The organism is Prochlorococcus sp. G4PB16 (assembly GCF_059772465.1).
Map to the genome: position 1 here is coordinate 850,130 of NZ_CM186289.1, position 20,700 is coordinate 870,829.

15 protein-coding genes are annotated in these 20,700 nt (G+C 31.6%); 9 read left to right on the top strand and 6 right to left on the bottom strand.

Annotated elements, in window-relative coordinates:
• The first annotated feature begins 270 nt into the window (after nucleotides 1–270).
• The 8 genes from AC6EIZ_RS05140 to AC6EIZ_RS05175 all read left to right on the top strand — a co-directional run bounded on the left by AC6EIZ_RS05140 (nucleotide 271) and on the right by AC6EIZ_RS05175 (nucleotide 13,774).
• The gene (locus AC6EIZ_RS05140; protein WP_498512931.1) at nucleotides 271–2,025 is read left to right on the top strand and encodes a tetratricopeptide repeat-containing sulfotransferase family protein; all 1,755 of its coding nucleotides are present in this window, start codon (nucleotides 271–273) and stop codon (nucleotides 2,023–2,025) included.
• A gap of 493 nt (nucleotides 2,026–2,518) precedes the next feature.
• Entirely contained in the window at nucleotides 2,519–4,210 is a 1,692-nt protein-coding gene (locus AC6EIZ_RS05145) for a tetratricopeptide repeat protein (protein WP_498512932.1), read from the top strand.
• 429 nt (nucleotides 4,211–4,639) lie between these two features.
• On the top strand, nucleotides 4,640–6,568 hold the full coding sequence (locus AC6EIZ_RS05150; RefSeq protein WP_498512933.1) for a tetratricopeptide repeat protein: 1,929 nt from the start codon (nucleotides 4,640–4,642) through the stop codon (nucleotides 6,566–6,568).
• 358 nt (nucleotides 6,569–6,926) lie between these two features.
• The gene (locus tag AC6EIZ_RS05155) at nucleotides 6,927–7,337 is read left to right on the top strand and encodes a cupin domain-containing protein (RefSeq protein WP_498512934.1); all 411 of its coding nucleotides are present in this window, start codon (nucleotides 6,927–6,929) and stop codon (nucleotides 7,335–7,337) included.
• A gap of 14 nt (nucleotides 7,338–7,351) precedes the next feature.
• Complete coding sequence (locus tag AC6EIZ_RS05160) at nucleotides 7,352–8,047, top strand: Rossmann-fold NAD(P)-binding domain-containing protein (RefSeq protein ID WP_498512935.1); 696 nt, start codon at nucleotides 7,352–7,354, stop codon at nucleotides 8,045–8,047.
• 12 nt (nucleotides 8,048–8,059) lie between these two features.
• Nucleotides 8,060–9,322 carry a class I SAM-dependent methyltransferase gene (locus AC6EIZ_RS05165; RefSeq protein WP_498512936.1) on the top strand — a complete coding sequence of 421 codons (1,263 nt, stop codon included), beginning with the start codon at nucleotides 8,060–8,062 and terminating at the stop codon, nucleotides 9,320–9,322.
• 129 nt (nucleotides 9,323–9,451) lie between these two features.
• Nucleotides 9,452–12,418 carry a tetratricopeptide repeat protein gene (locus tag AC6EIZ_RS05170; RefSeq protein ID WP_498512938.1) on the top strand — a complete coding sequence of 989 codons (2,967 nt, stop codon included), beginning with the start codon at nucleotides 9,452–9,454 and terminating at the stop codon, nucleotides 12,416–12,418.
• A 1,182-nt stretch (nucleotides 12,419–13,600) separates the two neighbouring features.
• Nucleotides 13,601–13,774, top strand: a complete 174-nt coding sequence (locus AC6EIZ_RS05175; protein ID WP_498512940.1) for a copper-binding protein — start codon at nucleotides 13,601–13,603, stop codon at nucleotides 13,772–13,774.
• Nucleotides 13,775–13,787: 13 nt separating this feature from the next.
• Here the strand turns inward: AC6EIZ_RS05175 and lexA are convergent, their stop codons facing one another.
• From lexA to AC6EIZ_RS05205, 6 genes are all read right to left on the bottom strand, one after another.
• Nucleotides 13,788–14,396 carry a transcriptional repressor LexA gene (gene lexA / locus AC6EIZ_RS05180; protein ID WP_498512941.1) on the bottom strand — a complete coding sequence of 203 codons (609 nt, stop codon included), beginning with the start codon at nucleotides 14,394–14,396 and terminating at the stop codon, nucleotides 13,788–13,790.
• Between the two features lie 65 nt (nucleotides 14,397–14,461).
• Entirely contained in the window at nucleotides 14,462–15,418 is a 957-nt protein-coding gene (gene argF / locus AC6EIZ_RS05185) for an ornithine carbamoyltransferase (RefSeq protein WP_498512942.1), read from the bottom strand.
• Nucleotides 15,419–15,472: 54 nt separating this feature from the next.
• The gene (gene ftsH, locus AC6EIZ_RS05190) at nucleotides 15,473–17,347 is read right to left on the bottom strand and encodes an ATP-dependent zinc metalloprotease FtsH (RefSeq protein WP_498512943.1); all 1,875 of its coding nucleotides are present in this window, start codon (nucleotides 17,345–17,347) and stop codon (nucleotides 15,473–15,475) included.
• A gap of 105 nt (nucleotides 17,348–17,452) precedes the next feature.
• On the bottom strand, nucleotides 17,453–18,547 hold the full coding sequence (gene ribD, locus AC6EIZ_RS05195) for a bifunctional diaminohydroxyphosphoribosylaminopyrimidine deaminase/5-amino-6-(5-phosphoribosylamino)uracil reductase RibD (RefSeq protein ID WP_498512944.1): 1,095 nt from the start codon (nucleotides 18,545–18,547) through the stop codon (nucleotides 17,453–17,455).
• The gene (locus tag AC6EIZ_RS05200) at nucleotides 18,540–19,043 is read right to left on the bottom strand and encodes a DUF3122 domain-containing protein (protein ID WP_498512946.1); all 504 of its coding nucleotides are present in this window, start codon (nucleotides 19,041–19,043) and stop codon (nucleotides 18,540–18,542) included. The genes ribD and AC6EIZ_RS05200 overlap by 8 nt, the downstream gene beginning before the upstream one ends.
• Complete coding sequence (locus tag AC6EIZ_RS05205) at nucleotides 19,027–19,314, bottom strand: DUF8678 family protein (protein WP_498512947.1); 288 nt, start codon at nucleotides 19,312–19,314, stop codon at nucleotides 19,027–19,029. The genes AC6EIZ_RS05200 and AC6EIZ_RS05205 overlap by 17 nt, the downstream gene beginning before the upstream one ends.
• A 97-nt stretch (nucleotides 19,315–19,411) precedes the next feature.
• Here AC6EIZ_RS05205 and cbiE point away from each other — a divergent pair, with 97 nt between their 5' ends.
• Entirely contained in the window at nucleotides 19,412–20,698 is a 1,287-nt protein-coding gene (gene cbiE, locus AC6EIZ_RS05210) for a precorrin-6y C5,15-methyltransferase (decarboxylating) subunit CbiE (RefSeq protein WP_498512948.1), read from the top strand.
• Nucleotides 20,699–20,700 lie beyond the last annotated feature (2 nt).

Genomic DNA, 20,700 nt, shown 5'->3' on the forward strand with positions numbered 1-20,700 from the left:
TGCAAAAGAAGTAGAAACAGTACAAACATTGACATAACAAGCATTGGTAAATTTCCCATACTATTATTTCCGAATAAAAAGAGGTTTCACGCTAGGGAGCGTCGAGGAAAACTATCAAACGTCTTTATTAAAAATGAGTCTAAACAAATTATTTTCCATCACAGAGAAATCCCCTCTTGATTATTTGCAGCGCGTCAATTTATTCTAAAAGTTAACACTTGGCTGGAAGTTATAATCACAATTAATAGATCCTTTGTAAAACAGCTAAAGGTGACTAAGGAAAAAAGAAGCCATAAGCAAGCAGGCTCTGAAATTAAAACATTCGCAGTTCCATTTGATTTACAAGAACAAAAAGAAAATATTTCTATTTCTAGTAATAAAAATATAGAAAATACTCAAAAACAAATCATTAATCAAGCATTCAAGTTTCACTCACAAGGAAATATTTCAGAAGCAGCTAGATATTATCAACATTTCATAAATCAGGGTTTCAAAGATCACAGAGTTTTTTCTAATTATGGAATAATTTTAGAAGCTCAAGGTAAACGAAAAGAAGCAGAACATTCATATCGCAAAGCAATTGAATTTAAACCTGATTACGCTACTGCTCATTTAAATCTAGGAAATATATTAAAAGATCTTGGTAAACTAAAGGAAGCAGAGTTATCACTACTCAAAGCTATTGAATTAAATCCTAATTTTGCAGAGGCTCATTCCAATTTAGGGATCCTTTTAAAAGATCTTGGTAAACTAAAAGAAGCTGAAAGATTAACTCGTAAGGCAATTCAAATTAATCCTGACTTCTGTGAGGGCCATTCCAATTTAGGGATCATTTTAAATCATCTTGGCAGAATAAAAGAAGCTGAAAAATCAACTCGTAAGGCAATTCAAATTAATCCTGATTATGAAATAGCTCATTCCAATCTGGGCAGTATATTGATAGATATGGGAAAATTAGAAGAAGCACAATTATCACTACAAAAAGCAATTCAGATTAATCCTTATTTAGCGAAACCACACTGTACCTTATCAATACTTAATCCTTCCACTGATAACAAGAAATGGCAAGATATTCTCTTCTCTGAAAGAATCTTGCATAATCAACAAAAAAAAGATCTAGTTGATATTTTCTTCGCAAGAGCATATGTCTCAGAAGAAAAATGCGATTTCTCACAAGCTTCTGATTTCCTAAAAAAAGCCAATAATATTAATCGTAAAATATATGGTTCAAATTATTCAGCTATCAAGTTAAAAATAAAAGATTTCTATAAAGATTGGAAAGAGAGTAAAAATGATTTAAATAATAAAACAAATCTTCCAATTCCAATCTTTATAGTCGGAATGCCAAGGTCTGGTAAAACAATTACCGAGTCAATACTTGCCTGCAATAATACATTAATAAAATGCGGAGAGACTCCAGCACTTGAAAAAGCTATAAAAAAATATCTTAGCGCCGAGGAGAATTCACTTAACCCAAGCTTATATGAATTCTATATTAAAAATCTCGAATTAGAACATTTTGGAAAATCATATATATGTACAACTACCCCAATGAATCTGATTTATACTGGATTAATAGCTAGCCAAATAGCAACAGCTAAGATTATTTATTGTTATAGAAATCCTTTGGATAATATCAAAGAAATTTATAAAAAGAATATGGGAAATAAACATACTTATTCATGTTCTATCATTGAATCAACAAATCTTTGGTTGGAGGTTGATTCTTTAATGGAAAAATATAGAAAAACATATAGCTCTAAAATATATTTTCTAAATTATGATAATCTAGTCACTAATACTGAAGAAGAAATAAAAAATCTTCTTTGCTGGTTAGGTTGGAAAAATAATGATAAATATTTAAAGCCTAGTCTAGATCCAAAAACAAGAAAAATATCTAGTCGAGTAAATTCAAAAATAATTAATAAGAATGAGCTATCTAGCTGGGATAATTATCAAGATTTATTGAAGCCAGCAATTGAAATAATCAATAGAAGTGCAAAATTTAAAGATATCATCAAATAATATTTGGCAGAGATTAATCTGAAAAAATAAATATATTAATCAGAAATATTTTAAAAAGATAAGAAGTAAATAAACTGAGTTAACTATCGGAAAGGAGAGTAGTGCCCTAAAAACTTAAAAATGATCTCCAAATTTTGGTGTATAAAACTAAAACTTGAGTACATACTGATATATACTACGAGATTGTTACATTATGAATCAGCCTATAATCCATCATATGGAATTATTTGTCTTGAACATAGCGCAAACCCAATTGGTTGAATTTTTAGCAAACCTTTTTTACATCGCCCTTTGATAATTCATACATAGCCATACCAACATTTGTGGCAGCTGAATATTGATCACCTCAAAAACTTAAACAAGCAAGTCCATTTCCTTTGCATTAATTCTTTAAGTTTCTCTTCTACTTATTTCATACTCTTTGAGCAATCGATTCGATTCGATGATGCGAGTTATAATCACAATTAATAGATCCTTTGTAAAACAGCTAAAGGTGACTAAGGAAAAAAGAAGCCATAAGCAAGCAGGCTCTGAAATTAAAACATTCGCAGTTCCATTTGATTTACAAGAACAAAAAGAAAATATTTCTATTTCTAGTAATAAAAATATAGAAAATACTCAAAAACAAATCATTAATCAAGCATTCAAGTTTCACTCACAAGGAAATATTTCAGAAGCAGCTAGATATTATCAACATTTCATAAATCAGGGTTTCAAAGATCACAGAGTTTTTTCTAATTATGGAATAATTTTAGAAGCTCAAGGTAAACGAAAAGAAGCAGAACATTCATATCGCAAAGCAATTGAATTTAAACCTGATTACGCTACTGCTCATTTAAATCTAGGAAATATATTAAAAGATCTTGGTAAATCAAAGGAAGCAGAGTTATCACTACTCAAAGCTATTGAATTAAATCCTAATTTTGCAGAGGCTCATTCCAATTTAGGGATCCTTTTAAAAGATCTTGGGAATTTGAAAGAAGCAGAATTATCAATAAGAAAATCAATTGAACTTAACCCTAATTGTGCAATTTCTCTGAATAACCTAGGAAGCCTATTAAAAGATCTTGGGAATTTAAAAGAAGCAGAGTTATTAATAAGGAAAGCGATTTTACTGAAATCTGATCTCGCAGAAGCCCATTCCAATCTAGGCGGCATATTTAAAAGTCTTGGCAATTTGAAAGAGGCCGAGATATCAACTCGCAAAGCTATTGAACTTAATCCTGAATTCGCTGTAGCTCATTCTAATCTTGCAAATATATTAAAAGATCTTGGCAATTTAAAAGAAGCTAAATCTTCAAGATTAAAGGCTTTTGAAATAAACCCAAAATTAGAAAAGAATACTTTTGCGTTGGCCGAACAATTTTATGCTGAAAAAAATTATGAGTCAGCAATCCATTATCTTAAATTTAATAATCATAATCGTTCTCAAAGTTTATATCTAAGCTGTTTATTATGTCTTGATAGGAAAAAAGAGTTTGATCAGAAATATCTTGAAATGACCAAACAGGGAATTTGTAATGCCGAGATTGGAGGTGTAGTTGAACACGCCAATATTATTTACGAAGCCAATTATAATTCGCCATTCTGTAATAATGCCCTAAATTATGTACACTGGGACAAGATAAATGAAAAATCATTTTCAATTGAATACTTAAACCAATTGATTAGTTATCTAAAAGACAACAAATATGAAAATAGGTCTCAGGGTCTTTTAAAAGAAGGGATTCAAACATCAGGTAATTTATTTTCGTTAGACTTTCCATTTATAGTCTCCATTAAAAAAGCATTAGAACTTAAGATTGAGATTTATAAGAATAAGTTTAAAGATAGTGGTCAAGGTTTAATAAATAATTGGCCAAAAGATTATGAACTGCGTTCATGGATGATTAGTATGAAAACTGGTGGTTTCCTGAAGAGCCACAATCATGAATATGGATGGATTACTGGTAGTTTTTATCTCCAGATACCAAAATATAAGGATCATGATAATGAATCAGGTAATATAGCTTTTAGCTATAAAGGTCCCAGATATCCTAATAAAGATAAGAATTTCAATTTAACTATAAAGAAAGTAGAAACTAGAGATATTTGTATATTCCCTTCCTCTTTATTTCACCATACAATTCCTTTTGAAAGCTCTGAAGAGCGTATATGTTTCGTTTTTGACTTAGTACAGAAATAATAATATTAGACTTTGTTCTAATAAATAATAGATTCAAAACATTCATCTTAAGCTGCTGCCAGAATATATAGATATAAATGAGAGCTCAATCCTTAAGAGATGTTGATACTATGAAGTAGAAGCTATAATGAATGGATAAAAGTTAGGAAATAAGAATTAGAAAGACATTGATATCAAACTCTTTTGCATATTCTTAACTCTCAAAACTGTAAAATAAAATCACTTGTAGAAATATTTGTTGAGATTTGAAAAATGACATCTGATATGTTCAAACAAGACAGAAGCTTGAGGTAAATGAGAAAATAGTTCTTTTATCAATCAATTAATCATTTATCTATCTATAAGAATTAAATAAGAATAATCTCAGAAAGACTTTCAAATAGTACTATAATGAGTTGTAGAATCAATGAAATTAGAAGTTCGTAGAAGATGGTTGAATCTAGTGATAAAGATCAAGGGAAAAAGAAAATCGCTAAAGTTAAAACATTCCCTATTCCATTTATTTCAAAAGAAATTAAAGAGACTATTTCTACTCCTCTCAATACCCCCACGAAACAAACTAAAGAGCAAACAATTAATCAAGCATTTAAATTTCATTCTCAAGGGAACGTCAGAGAAGCAGCAAAATATTATCAACACTGCATAAATCAAGGTTTTAATGACACCAATGTTTTTTTGAATTATGGAATAATATTAAAAGATATAGGTAAATTTAAAGAAGCTGAAATTTTATTTAGAAAAGCAATTGAATTTAATCCTATTTCTGCTGAGGCACATTCAAACCTTGGAAATCTTATGATAGATCTTGATAAACTAGAAGAAGCAGAAATATCAACTCGAAAAGCTATTGAAATTAAGCCTAATTTCTCGGAAGCTTTTTCTAATCTGGGAAATATATTAAAAAGGATGGGTAAACTAAAAGAAGCCGAGATAGCAACTTGTAAATCTATTGAAATTAGTCCTAATTCCTCTCTGAATTATCTAAATCTTGGAGTGATATTAAAAGATTTAGGTAAACTCAAAGAAGCAGAAATATCTACTCGTAAATCTATAAAAATTAATCCTAATTTTTTACAGGCCTACTTACATCTTGGAAATATATTACACGAATCTGGAGATCTAAAAGAAGCAGAAATATGTATTCGTAAAGCTATAGAAATCAATCCTAATTCCTCTCAAGCTTTTTTAAATCTTGGGTCCATATTAAAATGTTATCCAAATATTGAAAAATTAAAAGAAGCCGAAATAGCTACTTCCAAGTCTATTGAAATTAATCCCAATTCCTCAGAAGCATATTTAAACCTTGGAAGTATACTTAAAGAAGAAGGGCAATTTGATGAGTCTGAAAATTCTACTAGAAAAGCTATTCAAATTAGACCAAATAATCCTCAGGCTTTTTTCAATCTAGGATTACTAAAGCTACTTCAAGAAGATTATTCTACTGGTCTTAAATACTATGAATTCAGGTGGAAAAAGCAACCAGCACCATCTCTATATGGGTCACCAAAAATCAAAAGAAATAAAACAAATGAATTCAAAAAAGGAATAAAGCTATTAGTTATTAGTGAACAAGCTGCAGGTGACATAATCTTCTATATGCGTTATGTATTGGCTTTGAAAAAACAAAAATTAAATGTTTCATTTTGTGCTCCCAAAAAATTACATAGCTTGATTAAGGATTCGGAAATTGACTCAAATCCCATTGCACCTGAAGAATGTAGTTTAATTAATGAAGGTGAGTGGATTCCATTACAGTCTTTACTTAGATATTTCTGCGTTAATCCTAATAATCCAATTATTAATAATGTATATATTAAATCAAAAGAATCACTTAAATTAAAATGGCATAATATTTTATCTAAAGAGAAAAAGCCAATTATTGGTATTAACTGGCAAGGGAACAAAGAATTTGAGCAAAACTCATACCCTGGACGTTCAATAGCTTTAGAAAAATTCTCAATAATTCTTGAGAAAAATGATGTTAGTTTCGTATCTTTCCAAAAGGGTTATGGGTCTGAGCAAAAAGAAAAATGTCATTTCAAAGATCATTTTGTTAAATGTCAGGATAAGATTGATGAAATATGGGACTATTCAGAGACTGCTGCAATAATAGATAATTGTGATTTAATAATTACTATTGACTGTAGTATTGCCCCACTAGCAGCTGGAATGGGGAAAGAGGTTTGGCTAATGCTAAAAAAAATACCTTTTTGGACATGGGGCTTAGAAGGTGAAAGAACATTCTGGTTCCCAACAATGAGGTTATTTCGACAGAAAGGATTCTCAAATTGGGATGAGGTGATGGAGAGAATATCTATAGAATTAAATAAATTTATTAAAAATAAAAATGAATCCTAAGGAAGTTTAATTATTTCAGCCTTTTCCTCAGAATAAATAATATAAAAAATTACTATGTTAAACAACAAATAAACAAAGAATTAAAGATGAAAAGATTGATAATAATAATAAAGAGCTTACTCCAATCGTATTGTAGAAATAAATAAAAAACATATACATATCATTTTATTGAAAAATCATATCCAGACTATAGAAAACTAGTTGAGGACTAATAAAAATCTAATCAATTTTTATAATCTTACATATCTAAGATGATCTCATAAGATTAATTAAAAATATACGAATAAAAAAGTCACTTTGATCTTATAGTAAAAATAATTTTAATTGATTAGAAAGAAATCTTTGATAGTATTCAGGAATGGAACAGTCCTCATCAGTAAAGCGCAAGAAGGTCGAAATATTAAGACCTCAATGCAACTTAGACACAGTTAGAGATGGGAGAGGAGGAATCTTTACTTGGATTCCGGATGAGCCACTTGTGGAATTTAATATGCTTTACTTTCAACCAGGCAAAACAAGAGGATTCCATTACCATCCACATTTTATTGAATATTCTTTAGTATCATCAGGTTCAGGAGTGCTAGTAACACGAGAAGAGCCTGAGGACAAAGAAAGTGAAAGTTTTATACATTTAAGTAAAGGTATGTGCATTCGTACTGAAACTAATGTATTTCATACTGTCTATGCCATTACAGAGATGACAATAATTGCAATGCTAACCAAGCGTTGGGACGATTGTGATCCACCTATTGTTAGAGTTGATCAGTAATAGAGGTAAATAAATTGAAATCTGTAGGCTTAATTGGGTCAAATGGCTTTGTAGGTAGATCAATCAAGAAATTTATTTTGAATAATAAAGAGATTTCTACAACTTGTATAACTAGAGAAAACTATGAAGAATCAAAAGTAAAAAAACAATATGATGTAATAATTAATGCTGCAATGCCATCGAAAAGATTTTGGGCAAATCAAAACCCTCATTTAGATTTTCACGAGACAGTTAAAAAAACATTTGATATAGTAAATGATTGGAAAAGCTCAAAGATTATTCAAATCAGCTCTATATCTGCCCGTTCTCAATTGAATACAATATACGGTAGACACAAAGCTGCTGCCGAAAAGATTGTAAGCAATGAAAATAATCTAATTCTTCGTTTAGGACCAATGTATGGAGAAAGATTGAATAAAGGTGTTTTAATTGACCTCTTAAAAAATAATCGTGTTTATATATCTAAAGAAAGTTTATATTGTTTTGCACCCGTGGAATGGGTAGGTGAATGGATAGCTAATAACATTCATTTATGTGGGATAAAAGATTTAGGTGGGAATAACGCCATTAGTGTTGGTGAAGTAGCAAGAAAAATTAATTCAAAGTCAATATTTGAAGGCCCAATAGATAATCAAGTGCTTTCAAAAGAAATAGAATATGGACCAGAGTCTAAGAATGTAATTGATTACATTTTATCTACAAGTACCTAATCAGGATTAATCATGAAAATAATAAAAAGAATTTCCTGTCGCTTATGTAATTGTAAGGATCTAATACCTGTTTTTGATTTCGGATTACAAGCACTTTCGACTCGATTCCCAGCTAAAAATGAAGCTGATGCTGAAATAATTCCTCTTAATTTAGTCCAATGTTGCAATCCTAAATGCAACTTAACCCAGCTTACTCATGACTATGACTTTAATGATTTATATAGAAAAGGTTATGGATATAGATCTGGTATTAATAGAACAATGCGTGACCATCTCAGGAATATAGTTAGCCAACTAGAGAAAATAGTTGAAATTAAAGAAGGAGATACAGTTTTAGATATAGCAAGTAATGATGGCACTCTATTAAAAAGCTATAAAAGTAAGTTTAAAATAAATCTAATTGGAATAGATCCTACTATTACACAATATAGATCATATTACCCTGTAGCAAATACTTACTTATCTTCTGAATTTTTTTCAAAGCATATATTTAATTCGATTAGTCCAACTAAAAAAGCAAAAGTAATTACTTCAATAGCTGTTTTTTATGATGTACCTAACCCAAATAACTTCGCAAAAGATATTGCTTCCATTTTAGATGAAAATGGGATTTGGATTATGGAACAATCATACCTACCAATTTTGATTAAAGATTTATCTTTCGATAGTATTTGCCATGAACATTTAGCTTATTATGGACTAAAACAAATAAAACTAGTAACAAGTCTTGCAAAGTTAAGAGTATTTAATGTAAAAACTAATAATATGAATGGTGGCTCATTAAGAGTGTTTATCTGTCACTCTAATTCCAATTATAAAACAAATACTAAAAATCTTGATCTTATTGAAAGTATAGAGTCAAAAGCCAAAATAGATAATCAAAAAACTTTTATAGAGTTTAAAAGTAAAATATTATCAATAAGAGATGAATTATTGAGCTTTATCATACAAGAAAAAAAGAAAGGTAAGAAAATACATATCTATGGAGCTTCAACAAAAGGGAATGTACTCTTACAATTTTTTGGAATTAACAATGAGCTTATAGATGCAGCAGCAGAAAGGAATGAATGGAAATATGGACACAGAACGCCAGGAACGAATATACCAATAATATCCGAGGAAGAGTCAAGAGCACTAAAACCAGATTATTATCTGGTTTTGCCTTGGCACTTTAAAAATGAATTTATTGAGCGTGAAAAAGAATTTATCAGCAATGGTGGTAGGCTAATATTTCCTTTGCCTAAAGTAGAAATATACCCTGCCATAATAAAATAGAAAATATATATTTCATGTAGATTTTTGTTTTGAGATTATTATTTTATAGATATTTATGGGTTCATATCTCAGTTCTACAAAAAACCACAAAAATTCTGATATAATAAGGAATATACTTTACTTCTTGATTTGAACGCTAATATAGAAATAGCTCAATCACTATTTAAACAAAATAAATATCAACAAACAATTGCCACTTGTAATCAAATATTAAATACTGATAACAATTCTATAGAAGCTATAAAATTAATAGCAAAATCTTTTTTAGCAACAAGAAAAATAGATGAAGCTCTTTTATATTTGAACAGATTACTAATACTTAAGCCTGATGATTATGAAGTAATTAAAGATCTAGGTAATTTATATCAAGCCATGGGGGATATTGATAAAGCTAAAAAGTATTATGAAAAAGCACTCTCTATTAATAATAATTATGCTCTAGCATTAACTAATCTCGGTAGCATTGAACTCAACGCAGGTGACAAACAAAAAGCATTAGCATTACTAACAAAAGCAACTGAATCTGACCCTCAATCAGCTTCTGCTTGGAGCAATCTAGGAAATGGTTATTTTCAATTAGGAAACAGTAAAGAAGCTGAGATTTGTTGTCGCAAAGCAATAGATCTAAACCCCAATATCTTTCACTCAAATTTGTTGCTAAGCAGCATCCTTATTGAGCAGAAGAAACTACAAGAAGCAGAACAGACTCTTCGAAAAACTATTGAGCTTAAAACGGATTTCTTTCAACCTCATCTAAACCTTGGGGCTATTTTAAAAGAATTAGGGAGAGACAAAGAAGCTGAAGTATCCACTCGCAAAGCAATAGAACTTAACCCTAACCTCTTTAACTCTCATTTCCTTCTCGGAACAATCCTCCTTGAGCAAAATAAACTTCAAGAAGCAGCGCAATCCTTGCGAAAATGCATTGAACTCAAGCCTGACTTCTTTAAGGCTCACTTAATCCTTGGATCCGTTTTAAAAGATCTAGGAAAGATACAAGAAGCTGAACAAGCTTGTCGTAAAGCTATCTATCTCAATCCTAATATTTTTAAATCTCATTTTCTTCTTGCCAAAATCCTCATTGAAAAAAATAAAATTAAAGACGCCGTATCATCTCTTAGCAGAAGCATTGAAATTAAACCTGATTTCGCAGAGGCTCATCTATATTTAGGAAATATATTAAAAGATCTTGGCAAATTAAAAGAAGCAGAAATATCCACTCGCAAAGCACTTGAACTTAAATCTAATTTCCCAGAGGCTCATTCAAATCTGGGTAATATATTAAAAGATCTTGGCAAATTAAAAGAAGCAGAAATATCCACTCGCAAAGCACTTGAACTTAAATCTAATTTCCCAGAGGCTCATTCAAATCTAGGATATATATTAAAAGATCTAGGCAAATTAAAAGAAGCAGAAATATCCACTCGCAAAGCACTTGAACTTCAGCCTGATTTTGCAAATGCTCATTTAAATCTGGGAAGTATATTGAAGGATCTTGGTAAATCACAAGAAGCATTTGATTCTTATCTGAAAGTAATTGAAATCAATCCCAAACTATCTAATGTTTATTCTTCTATAACTCTTTTTCTAAAAGATTCAGATCCATCTAAGTTAGATACAATAAAATTAAAAAGAATACTGCATGTTCTACTAGAAAAAGACGATTTGCCTCATAAAACATTATTCAAACCAATTAATTATTTATATAGAAGTGAAATAATAAATAATCTAAAGACATTAGATTCAAGTTTTTCAGAAATAGAATTATTTATAACTGATCGGCTCATAATTAAAGCACTTAAAAATCTTATATTTGAAGATCTAAAATCAGAGGAACTACTAACCAAGCTAAGAGAAAAGCTATGCCATAAGATCTCTGAAAATAAAGAGAGGATTAAAAACTCTGAATTAGAATTTATTTTTGCTTTAGGAGAGCAATGCTTCCTTAATGAGTATATTTATTCATTTACTGAACAAGAAAATGAATCTGTTTTTAGAATCATAAATAGATGTAAAGATGGCGAAGTGAATGAAACAAATATTTCAATTTTATCCTGCTATTTTCCATTATATAAACTTCTTACTAAGTTACCATCACTAAAAAAATTTAGTTCATCTAATCAAAGATTTAAAGAACTAATAAAGTTACAAATATTAGAACCTTTAAATGAAGTTGAATTATCTAAAAGAATAAAAAAAATAGGCCAAATTAATGATAATATTTCTAGAAAAGTAAAATCTCAATATGAAGAAAATCCCTATCCTAGATGGAAATATGGAAACCTTTTAATAAAGAATCAAATCACTGTAAGTCAAGCAATTAATCATGAAATAAAACCTAATTATATCAGGCATAATTCAGGTAAAAGCAAATTAAAAGTTTTGGTTGCTGGATGTGGAACAGGTCAACATATTTTAAGTGCTCAGAGATATAATAATGCTCAAATAACAGGTATAGACTTAAGCTTAGCCAGTCTTTCTTATGCACAAAGGAAAATTGAAGAACTTGCCATTCATAATGTCGAACTAATTCAAATGGACATATTAAAAGTAAATTTACTAGAGGAAGATTTTGATATTATTGAATCAAGTGGTGTTTTACATCATATGGAGGATCCTATAAAAGGGTTGAAATCATTATTAAGTATTTTAAAACCTAATGGATTTCTAAATCTAGGTTTATATAGTGATTCAGCAAGAAAAGTTGTTAAGAATGCAAGAGATTATATAAAAAAACACGAAATTGAAACTAATGAAAAAGATATCCGTAATTTCAGACAAAAAATTATTTCTGGTCAATTAAAGGGTTTAAATTCTTTAAAAGACCTTGCAGACTTTTATTCATTATCAGAGTTCCGTGACCTTTGCTTTCACGCTCAAGAACATAGATTCACAATTAAGCAAATAGAGGAGACTTTAAGTGTAAATAATTTAAAGTTTCTAGGATTTATACTTCCTCAACCAATAAAATCTCTATATAAGAGCTACTTTCCACAAGATAAGATACAAACCAACTTACAAAACTGGGCAAAATTTGAAGAAAAGCACACAAATACTTTCATCGGTATGTATCAATTTTGGGTTTGTAAAAACTAAAAAATTTAGGACATACTAGATTTTTTAAATCGATTTTCAAGTGAAGTATCAGAACTCTTCAAAATAATAAACAAATAGTTAGAAAATAATTAGTTCATTTATCAACAAAAATAGAAGTTTGAAAATAATAGTAAAAATAAGATTTGATTTAAGTATTATTTTTCTATATTTATCAAAAATTACTCATTATTTATCTCCTAATAAAAATCAACCAAAACCGTTCTGAAAAAATTCTCTAATCTTCTAATTAATTTCAACAGATGATTTTGTGGTTCTTGGATCAACTTAATTTTAATTTATTTAAATAAGTTTTCTATTTGCAAAGATTTAATAGTTTTTTTTAGAAAAGTTGTGTAGGGAAAATTATCCATAACAAAAATTTACTAACAAAATCACACCTTCACTAAAAGACAAGACTAAATCCATAAATTTCCGACGTAAAAAGTTATCTTTCAAGGGGGTCGTTGTACAAAGTGATACTTTTCCACATTTTCCTCGTTTCCACATATAACAAGAAGTTATGTCCGGAATTTTTAACAAGAACATTTCGTTGTATCAACAGATACTAAAACCTTGAAAACGGTTGCTATGTCTGAGATTTATCAATTCAAGTTTTTTTTGTAATTAATCCACTTATTCAATTGCCATGAACCCTATTGAGATTTTTTTAAAATTATGAATTTTGTGGAAAAGTGGAAAAACCCCTATTAAGTTCCTCGAAATTCAATACTGTTTTATTCATTTTCAAGAAAAAACATGCAACCCATATACCTTTCTTAAGCTTAATAGAAAAGATAATTAAACAGGAGAAAGGCTACCAGTGCTAGCTTTTCTAGCTTTTCTATATCTAGCAAGTCTTCTCCAGTCCTTCCCCTTGACGAAATAGTCCTAATTCCTTTTTATGCGAATCATTTATTTCAAGATCTAAAACCTAAATCGTTTAATTAGCAAGAGAATCTTAAAAAATATTTTTTTCATTATCATACTATTTTAATAATATAGATAATTAGGTCATAATTTCAATTGTATCTTTTAAAATAAATTTTGATATATGCCGATTAACTAATTAATTTATTTTGCTGACTTTCATGCCAATAAAAGATAATTTAGAGTCATAGTGATTTTATGCATAATCCGTTTTCCATTTATTGGAATAAAAATTGGACCTTTCAAATAGTTCACATGGAAGGTGGTATTTATCTAGAAGCAAAAGGACTGGGGGTTTCTACAAGAAAGCCTTTCTTGGCAACTGAAAGTCCATTAACTGCAGCAGATGATTTAGTTTATCGAGAAGATAATATTAGAAAATCTTTGCTCAAAGCTTGGAAGGCAAAAAAGTTGATTAATTTTAATTAGTTATAGAAAAGAATTAGGTTTTCCTCCATACAGCTGCTAACTTTCCTTGAACATGCACTTGTTCAGCGTCAATTTCTATAGGTTCATAAGAGGTATTAGCTGCTTCTAAACGAACTAAGCTTCCATCTCGAAAAAAATGCTTCAAAGTAGTCCCAAGGCCAGGAACCATTGCACTCACAATAGTTCCGTTCCTCAAGCGAGAAGGGTCACAAACAGGTTCCATTAAAACCATATCTCCATCAGCAATAAAAGAATCAATCATTGAATCTCCGTTTACCGTTAAAGCAAATAGTCCTTTTAGTTGAAGAACTGAATTTAAGTCCAGAGTTTCCTGCACATCATCAAAAGTTTCAACTAATCCACCAGCAGCTATTGCTCCCAAAACAGGCACACCGGAAATACTCTCTTCTATTAACTGGAGCGTCCTTGCTTGGCCTTCTTGCCATTTTATCCAACCTTTTTGCTGTAAATGTCTTAAACGACTTTGGATCGGTGCTGGAGATCTTAGCCCCATTGCTTGCATCATCTGTCTAATTGAAGGGCTGTGATGATGATTTCCTATGAAATCAACAAGCCAATCATAGAGTTCTTGTTGGGCCGTGGTCAGAGCTTCTTCCGGCATTCGAATAATTTAAGTACATATGTCCTTCAATACATATGTACCTAAAATTCCTCAAAATCGCAACCCTAAAGTCCTCCAAGCTGAACAGCAAGCAAAGCTTGCTGAACATGAAGACGATTCTCCGCTTGATTAAAAACATGGCTACTTGGACTTTCTAAAACCTCTTCTGTTATTTCTTCTCCTCTATGAGCAGGCAAACAATGCAAAACAATTAGATCATCATTTGCAAGATCTATTAATTTCCGATCAACTTTATACTTTTCAAAAACTTTTTTCCTCTTTAAATGTTCTCCCTCTTGACCCATTGAAGCCCAAACATCAGTGTAAATCACTTGAGCTTCTTTGACTGCCTTTAAAGGATCATTGCAAATAGATATCTTCGAACCAAATTCTGCAATTGATAGAGCCTTCTCTACAATATTTTGATCTACTTCAAACCCATTTGGAGAGCAGATTGTCACATTAACGCCCAACATCGCTCCACAGATCATCAATGAATTTGCGACATTATTTCCATCCCCGATGTATGAAAGATTGATACCTTTAAGAGCTCCAAAGTTCTCCTGAATTGTTAAATAATCAGCTAGTGCCTGACAAGGATGCTCAAGGTCAGTTAGAGCATTAATAACAGGAATAGTCGACCATTCAGCATATTCTTCTAGTTCTTTCTGAGAAAATGTTCGAATTGCAAGGACATCACAGTAACGACTCAAAACTCTTGCTGTATCTTTAATTGGTTCACCCCTTCCAAGTTGTGTAACCTGAGGGTTCAAATCAACAGTCTGACCTCCAAGCCTTGCCATCGCTACTTGAAAACTGACTCTTGTCCTTGTAGAGGCTTTTTTGAATATTAAGCCCAGGACTCTATTTCCGAGGTCTATTCTTCTATTTCCTGTTTTTAGCTGTTTTGCCAGTTCAAATAAAGAAATAATCTGATTGCTTTTTAAATCAGATGAAGAAAGAAAATTTGTTTTACTGAAAGAATTTAATTCTGAAGCTAAGCCGATAGATACTGAAGCCATAAATAAGCCTCAAATATCCTTTATCGGAGATAAAGGATATAAAAGTCAAGTCTTTTAATTTAAAACTTTTTCAGGCATCACACTGTTTGAAAGCATTTCTTTGAGCTCATCTCCCTCTATAACTTCTTTCTCAAGGATTTTTTGAGAAATATCTTCTAATAAAGAAAGATTGTTCTTAAGTATATTTAAGGCGTTTTCATGAGCATGATCTACCAAACTTCTAACTTCTTTATCTATAGCTTGAGCAGTTGCATCACTTAATTCTCTTCTTGGGTTGTTGTTTCCACCAAGGAATTGACCACCTCCTTGCTTGTCATATGCCAAGGGTCCAAGAATATCGCTCATTCCGTAGGTACCCACCATTTGTTCTGCTAAATCAGTGGCTCTTTGAAGGTCATTTGATGCTCCTGTTGTGATTTTTCCAAAGATTATTTCTTCTGCAGATCTACCGCCAAGGAGAGTAGCTATTTGACCCTGTAAATCTTCTTTTGAATTTAAAAATCTTTCCTCAGTTGGCAATTGAAGGGTATATCCCAAAGCACTCATTCCTCTTGGAACGATAGATATTTTTGCTACTTTGCTACCCCCAGGCATTAGGTGACCAACTATTGCATGGCCGACCTCATGATAAGCAACGATTTTTTTCTCATCATCTTGCAAAACTCGGCTTTTTTTCTCTAATCCTGCGACCACTCTTTCAATCGCTTCATTTAAATCTTTTTGTTCAACTGAAGTCCTTTTACCTCGGGCAGCTAGAAGGGCTGCTTCATTAACCATATTGGCAAGGTCAGCGCCAGCAAATCCACTAGTTGCTTGAGCTATACGGTCCAAATCAATTTCATTTGAAAGTTTAACTTTCTTTGTATAAATTTCTAAGATAGTTTTTCTACCGGATAAATCAGGTCTGTCAACAAGGACTTGTCTATCAAATCTACCTGGACGTAATAACGCTGCGTCAAGGACCTCAGGTTGGTTAGTAGCTGCAAGTACTATAACTGGCTTGTCTGTTGAAGCAAAACCATCCATCTCTGTGAGAAGTTGATTTAAAGTTTGCTCTCTTTCATCATTTCCTCCTACTACACCCATAGAACCTGATCGGCTTTTGCCAATCGCATCCAATTCATCAATAAATATTATGCAAGGTGCTTTTTTCTTCGCTTGTTCAAATAAGTCTCTAACTCTAGCTGCACCTGCCCCAACAAATAACTCAACGAATTCTGAACCAGAAATAATAAAAAAAGGAACTTCTGCTTCACCTGCTACTGCTTTGGATAGAAGGGTTTTACCAGTCCCCGGAGGACCTACTAATAAAACACCTTTAGGAATTCGTGCACCAATATCTGTATATCTTTGAGGCTTCTTAAGAAAATCTACGATTTCAGTCAATTCATCTTTAGCCTCATCTACTCCTGCTACGTCTTCAAAAGTAACTTTTGATTCATCATCAGGGACGTAAACTTTAGCCTTACTTTTTGTGAAGCTAAGAGCACCTTGAGCACCGCCTCCCCCCATACTTCGGCGTGCAAAAAATTGCAATACAAGAATAAAAATTAAGGGTGGAACTACCCAGCTAAGAATTGTTGTGAAGATGTTGGGCTTTTTAGGGGGCGCAGCTGCAAACTCAACTCCTTTTTTCTCAAGTCTTTGAGGTAACTCCATATCAAAAATTGGAGTTGTTGCAAGAACAGATGGTGCTCCTTCTTCCGCAGTGGAAAGCTCGTATCTAATTTGATCTTGAGTTATGTATGCGCGTTTTACTTCTCCGTCATCAACTTGATTGATGAATAAAGAGTAAGGAACCCTTGGAACTTGAGTATTTGAGCTGGGGAAAAAGCTACTAAATAAAAGTAGAGCTCCAAAACCTATTAGAACTAAATTAATTATCCCAAAACGTCTATTAGGTTGGTTTTCATCCTGTCGTATTGGCATTAGCAAAAACTTATTTCCTACCAAGTTAGACAACTTTCATCCCAAATCGACTTGTTGACCTGGAGGGAGATCCGAACGAATATCTAAATTTAAAAAGTTAAAGCCCTAAATAAGCAGACTCCAACAAAGATCTTCCCCTTTTTGTTCTAAAAAAGAATGTTGCAATTTGTAGGTAGAATTTATTGATTCAAATCCAAAACTGTTAAGAGGAGTCATTGCAGACTTCCCTCCCAAGAGTTTTGGTGCAACAAAAACCACTAATTCCTGAACACATTCAGCCTCAATTGCACTTGTAGCTAAAAGTGGTCCGCATTCCCAGAGGATTTTATTACAACCTTTTTTCGCAAGAGAGATCAGCAATTCAGATGGATCATTCGAATTTAATCTCAATTTCTCTGGGCCATCTGGCAAATCAGAAAAGAAAGCTTCATCCCCTTCTGGCCCATAAGCAATGATTGTCTTAGCAATTCTCGTATCCCAAAGTTTTGCAGATTTAGGTAAATCTAATGACCTTGAGAAAATCACCCTTAACGGTTCAAAAGTTGATTTTCCCCTTGAAGTCAAAAGAGGATTATCAGCCCGAACAGTTCCTCCTCCCACTATTACTGCGTCACATTTCGATCTAATGTGATGGACTTTTTCCCTAGCAGGTTTATTTGTAATCCACTTACTGCGTCCATTAGGTAAACCTATTCTTCCATCAAGACTCATTGCCCATTTTAAAATTCCCCATGGACGACCATTACGAACTCGAAAAATAAATTCGCGATTAATCACTTCACATTCCTTGTTTAAAACACCTTCTATTACTTCTAATCCAGCTTCTTTTAACCTTGAAATTCCATTCCCTGAAACTCTTGGATCAGGATCAACCATTCCAATAACAACTCTCTTAAGACCTGCTTTTATAATCGCTTCTGTGCAAGGTGGTGTTAAACCTTGATGACAACATGGTTCAAGTGTTACAACAATTGTTCCTTCAAGTGACTTATCTGTAGCTTGATTAAGTGCCTCTATTTCAGCATGAGCATTGCCTGCTCCAGAATGAAAACCCTCTCCTACAAGTCTCCCACTTCTGTCAAGCACAATTGCTCCTACTAGCGGATTGGGACTTGTTCTACCTTCTGCTAATAGTGCCAACTGGATTGAACGTCTCATCCATGGCACCCATCTTTTCTGATCCAAAGGTAAATCAATCATTTCCTTGAACTAACGTTCTCCATTCACTTACTAGATAAGGGGGGATAGGTAAATCGTTTATTACCCCTGGCAAGTTCAATCTTAAAGGTCTGTTTTTATCCAAATCAGTAATCAAAGGACCAATATCAAATTCTGCAGCAGAATCATTCAAAACCTCAGATTTAACTTTTATTTTGTTTGTTATGTCTTTGAGCTCCCAATTCTTTCTTCCTGAATTTATTATTAAATTGGTAGGATGATCAAACCTTAAAGATCCTGGGAAACCAACAATTCTTAAATTTAAATTCTTTGAGACTTTAGAACTTGGATATACGATGACTTGCCAAGTTTGGTAATCTATATCTCTCAAGCTTTCTATACTTCTTTTTATTTCTCTTTGCTGATTACTTATGTTTTTACTTGAATCAGCATAACTGCTTTTTGCGATTGTAAAAAAACAACACGAAATTAAAAGACAAGAAAGTATTTGAAAAAAAGCCTTAAGAAAACATTCCATCACTAATTTCATTTTGTTCTGATTCAAGTAGCGCATCTAATGCAATTGCTGAGCGAACGAGTGACTGATATTTCTTAATGATACGTTGATTACGTTCAATTATTTTTGAAGAATCATATTTCTTCGAGTGATTAATAGGATTTTGAAAGACCTCAATACCTTCGTCCATTAGTTCTAAATCTTTTTGTTGATTAATCAAAGCTATCAAAATTTCATTAAGTCGAGATCTTCTAGAAAGGTGCTTTTCAGCTTGATTTTTTTTAAGATTCACAAAATTTTCAAACTAACTATTGAAGTTTTAGTTGATTTCCATCAAAAAAATAGTAAAGCTATAAAAAAGAAATTTTCTAGGTCCATTAAGCTAAGCCATGCAAAATGAGTCTACTCAGATAAACGTAATAGGAATTGATACTTCTAATGTTGAAAGTTTTTTTGAATCTAAAGAGAAACAAATATTCAAAGCAGAAAGAATTGCTGCTCCTCAAAGAATTTTAGATTCATTAAAGTTTTGGTTAAAAAATAAAAATGTAAAAAAGTACAATATAGAGTTGATTTCTACTGACAAATTAAATGACTTTATAAGTTTATTAAAAAAAGAAGAGAGAACAACAATTATATTTTCAGGAGGTGATCCTCTATGGTTTGGAATTGGTAGATTATTAATACAAAATTTTCCTTTATCAAAACTTTCTTTTGAGCCTGCTGCGACTTCTTTCCAACTAGCTTTTTCAAGGTTGGGTAAACCTTGGCAAGACACGCAATGGATCAGTCTCCATGGAAGAGATCACCTCGCATTTGAAAAGATAATTAAAAAACTTCCCTCATCACTAGTCGTTTTAACCGACCCAAATAAAGGTGGTGCTAAAGAAGTTTATAAATTGCTTAATTCATTAGAATTTGAGAAAAAATATGAATTTTGGACTTTTGAGAGGCTTGGATATAAAAACGAAAGAATCATCAAGATTAATTCGATTAAAGATTTCCCAATTGATCTTGATCCTTTACATCTCGTGATTCTTTTTGAAAAACTTGAGCCACTAAAAAGACCTGAAGAATTACCTTTATTTGGAATAAATGATTCAATCTTCCTCCAAAATAGAGACTGCCCTGGATTAATGACAAAAAAAGAAGTTAGAGTTCAAATCCTTTCTGAACTTAATCTGCCGAGGCAAGGAGTAATATGGGATATAGGTAGTGGCGTTGGAAGCATAGGATTGGAGGCCTTAAGAATATCTCCAAACATGAAATTACTCTCAATAGATAAAAGAATTGGAAGTAAAAATATAATATATCAGAACTCAAAAAGACTTGGGGTTATTCCATCTTTGATAATTGAAGATGAAGTATTAAATGTATTCAAAGAAAGAAAAATAACACATAATCTTTCATGTCCAGACAGAGTAATCATAGGTGGTGGAGGATCATATTTATATTTAATCATTGAAGAAGTATTAAAAAGAATTAATCCTTGCTCTATTATTATTATACCTTTAATATCATTAAAATCATTATCAAGATTAGAGTCATTACTAAAAACAAAAGTTAACAAGTTATCAGTTAGTCAGCATCAATCATATAGAGGTGTAAATATTGGAGATGATATAAGATTATCTCCGTTAAATCCTGTCTTTATTTTAAAAGGTGAATTACTTTAAAT

What these genes read in the sequence shown, in the direction of transcription:
- AC6EIZ_RS05150 (WP_498512933.1), top strand. Translation starts at nt 4,640, where the DNA reads ATGGTTGAATCTAGTGATAAAGATCAAGGGAAAAAGAAAATCGCTAAA.
- AC6EIZ_RS05155 (WP_498512934.1), top strand. Translation starts at nt 6,927, where the DNA reads ATGGAACAGTCCTCATCAGTAAAGCGCAAGAAGGTCGAAATATTAAGA.
- AC6EIZ_RS05165 (WP_498512936.1), top strand. Translation starts at nt 8,060, where the DNA reads ATGAAAATAATAAAAAGAATTTCCTGTCGCTTATGTAATTGTAAGGAT.
- AC6EIZ_RS05175 (WP_498512940.1), top strand. Translation starts at nt 13,601, where the DNA reads ATGGAAGGTGGTATTTATCTAGAAGCAAAAGGACTGGGGGTTTCTACA.
- lexA (WP_498512941.1), bottom strand. Translation starts at nt 14,396, where the DNA reads ATGCCGGAAGAAGCTCTGACCACGGCCCAACAAGAACTCTATGATTGG.
- argF (WP_498512942.1), bottom strand. Translation starts at nt 15,418, where the DNA reads ATGGCTTCAGTATCTATCGGCTTAGCTTCAGAATTAAATTCTTTCAGT.
- ftsH (WP_498512943.1), bottom strand. Translation starts at nt 17,347, where the DNA reads ATGCCAATACGACAGGATGAAAACCAACCTAATAGACGTTTTGGGATA.
- ribD (WP_498512944.1), bottom strand. Translation starts at nt 18,547, where the DNA reads ATGATTGATTTACCTTTGGATCAGAAAAGATGGGTGCCATGGATGAGA.
- AC6EIZ_RS05200 (WP_498512946.1), bottom strand. Translation starts at nt 19,043, where the DNA reads ATGGAATGTTTTCTTAAGGCTTTTTTTCAAATACTTTCTTGTCTTTTA.
- cbiE (WP_498512948.1), top strand. Translation starts at nt 19,412, where the DNA reads ATGCAAAATGAGTCTACTCAGATAAACGTAATAGGAATTGATACTTCT.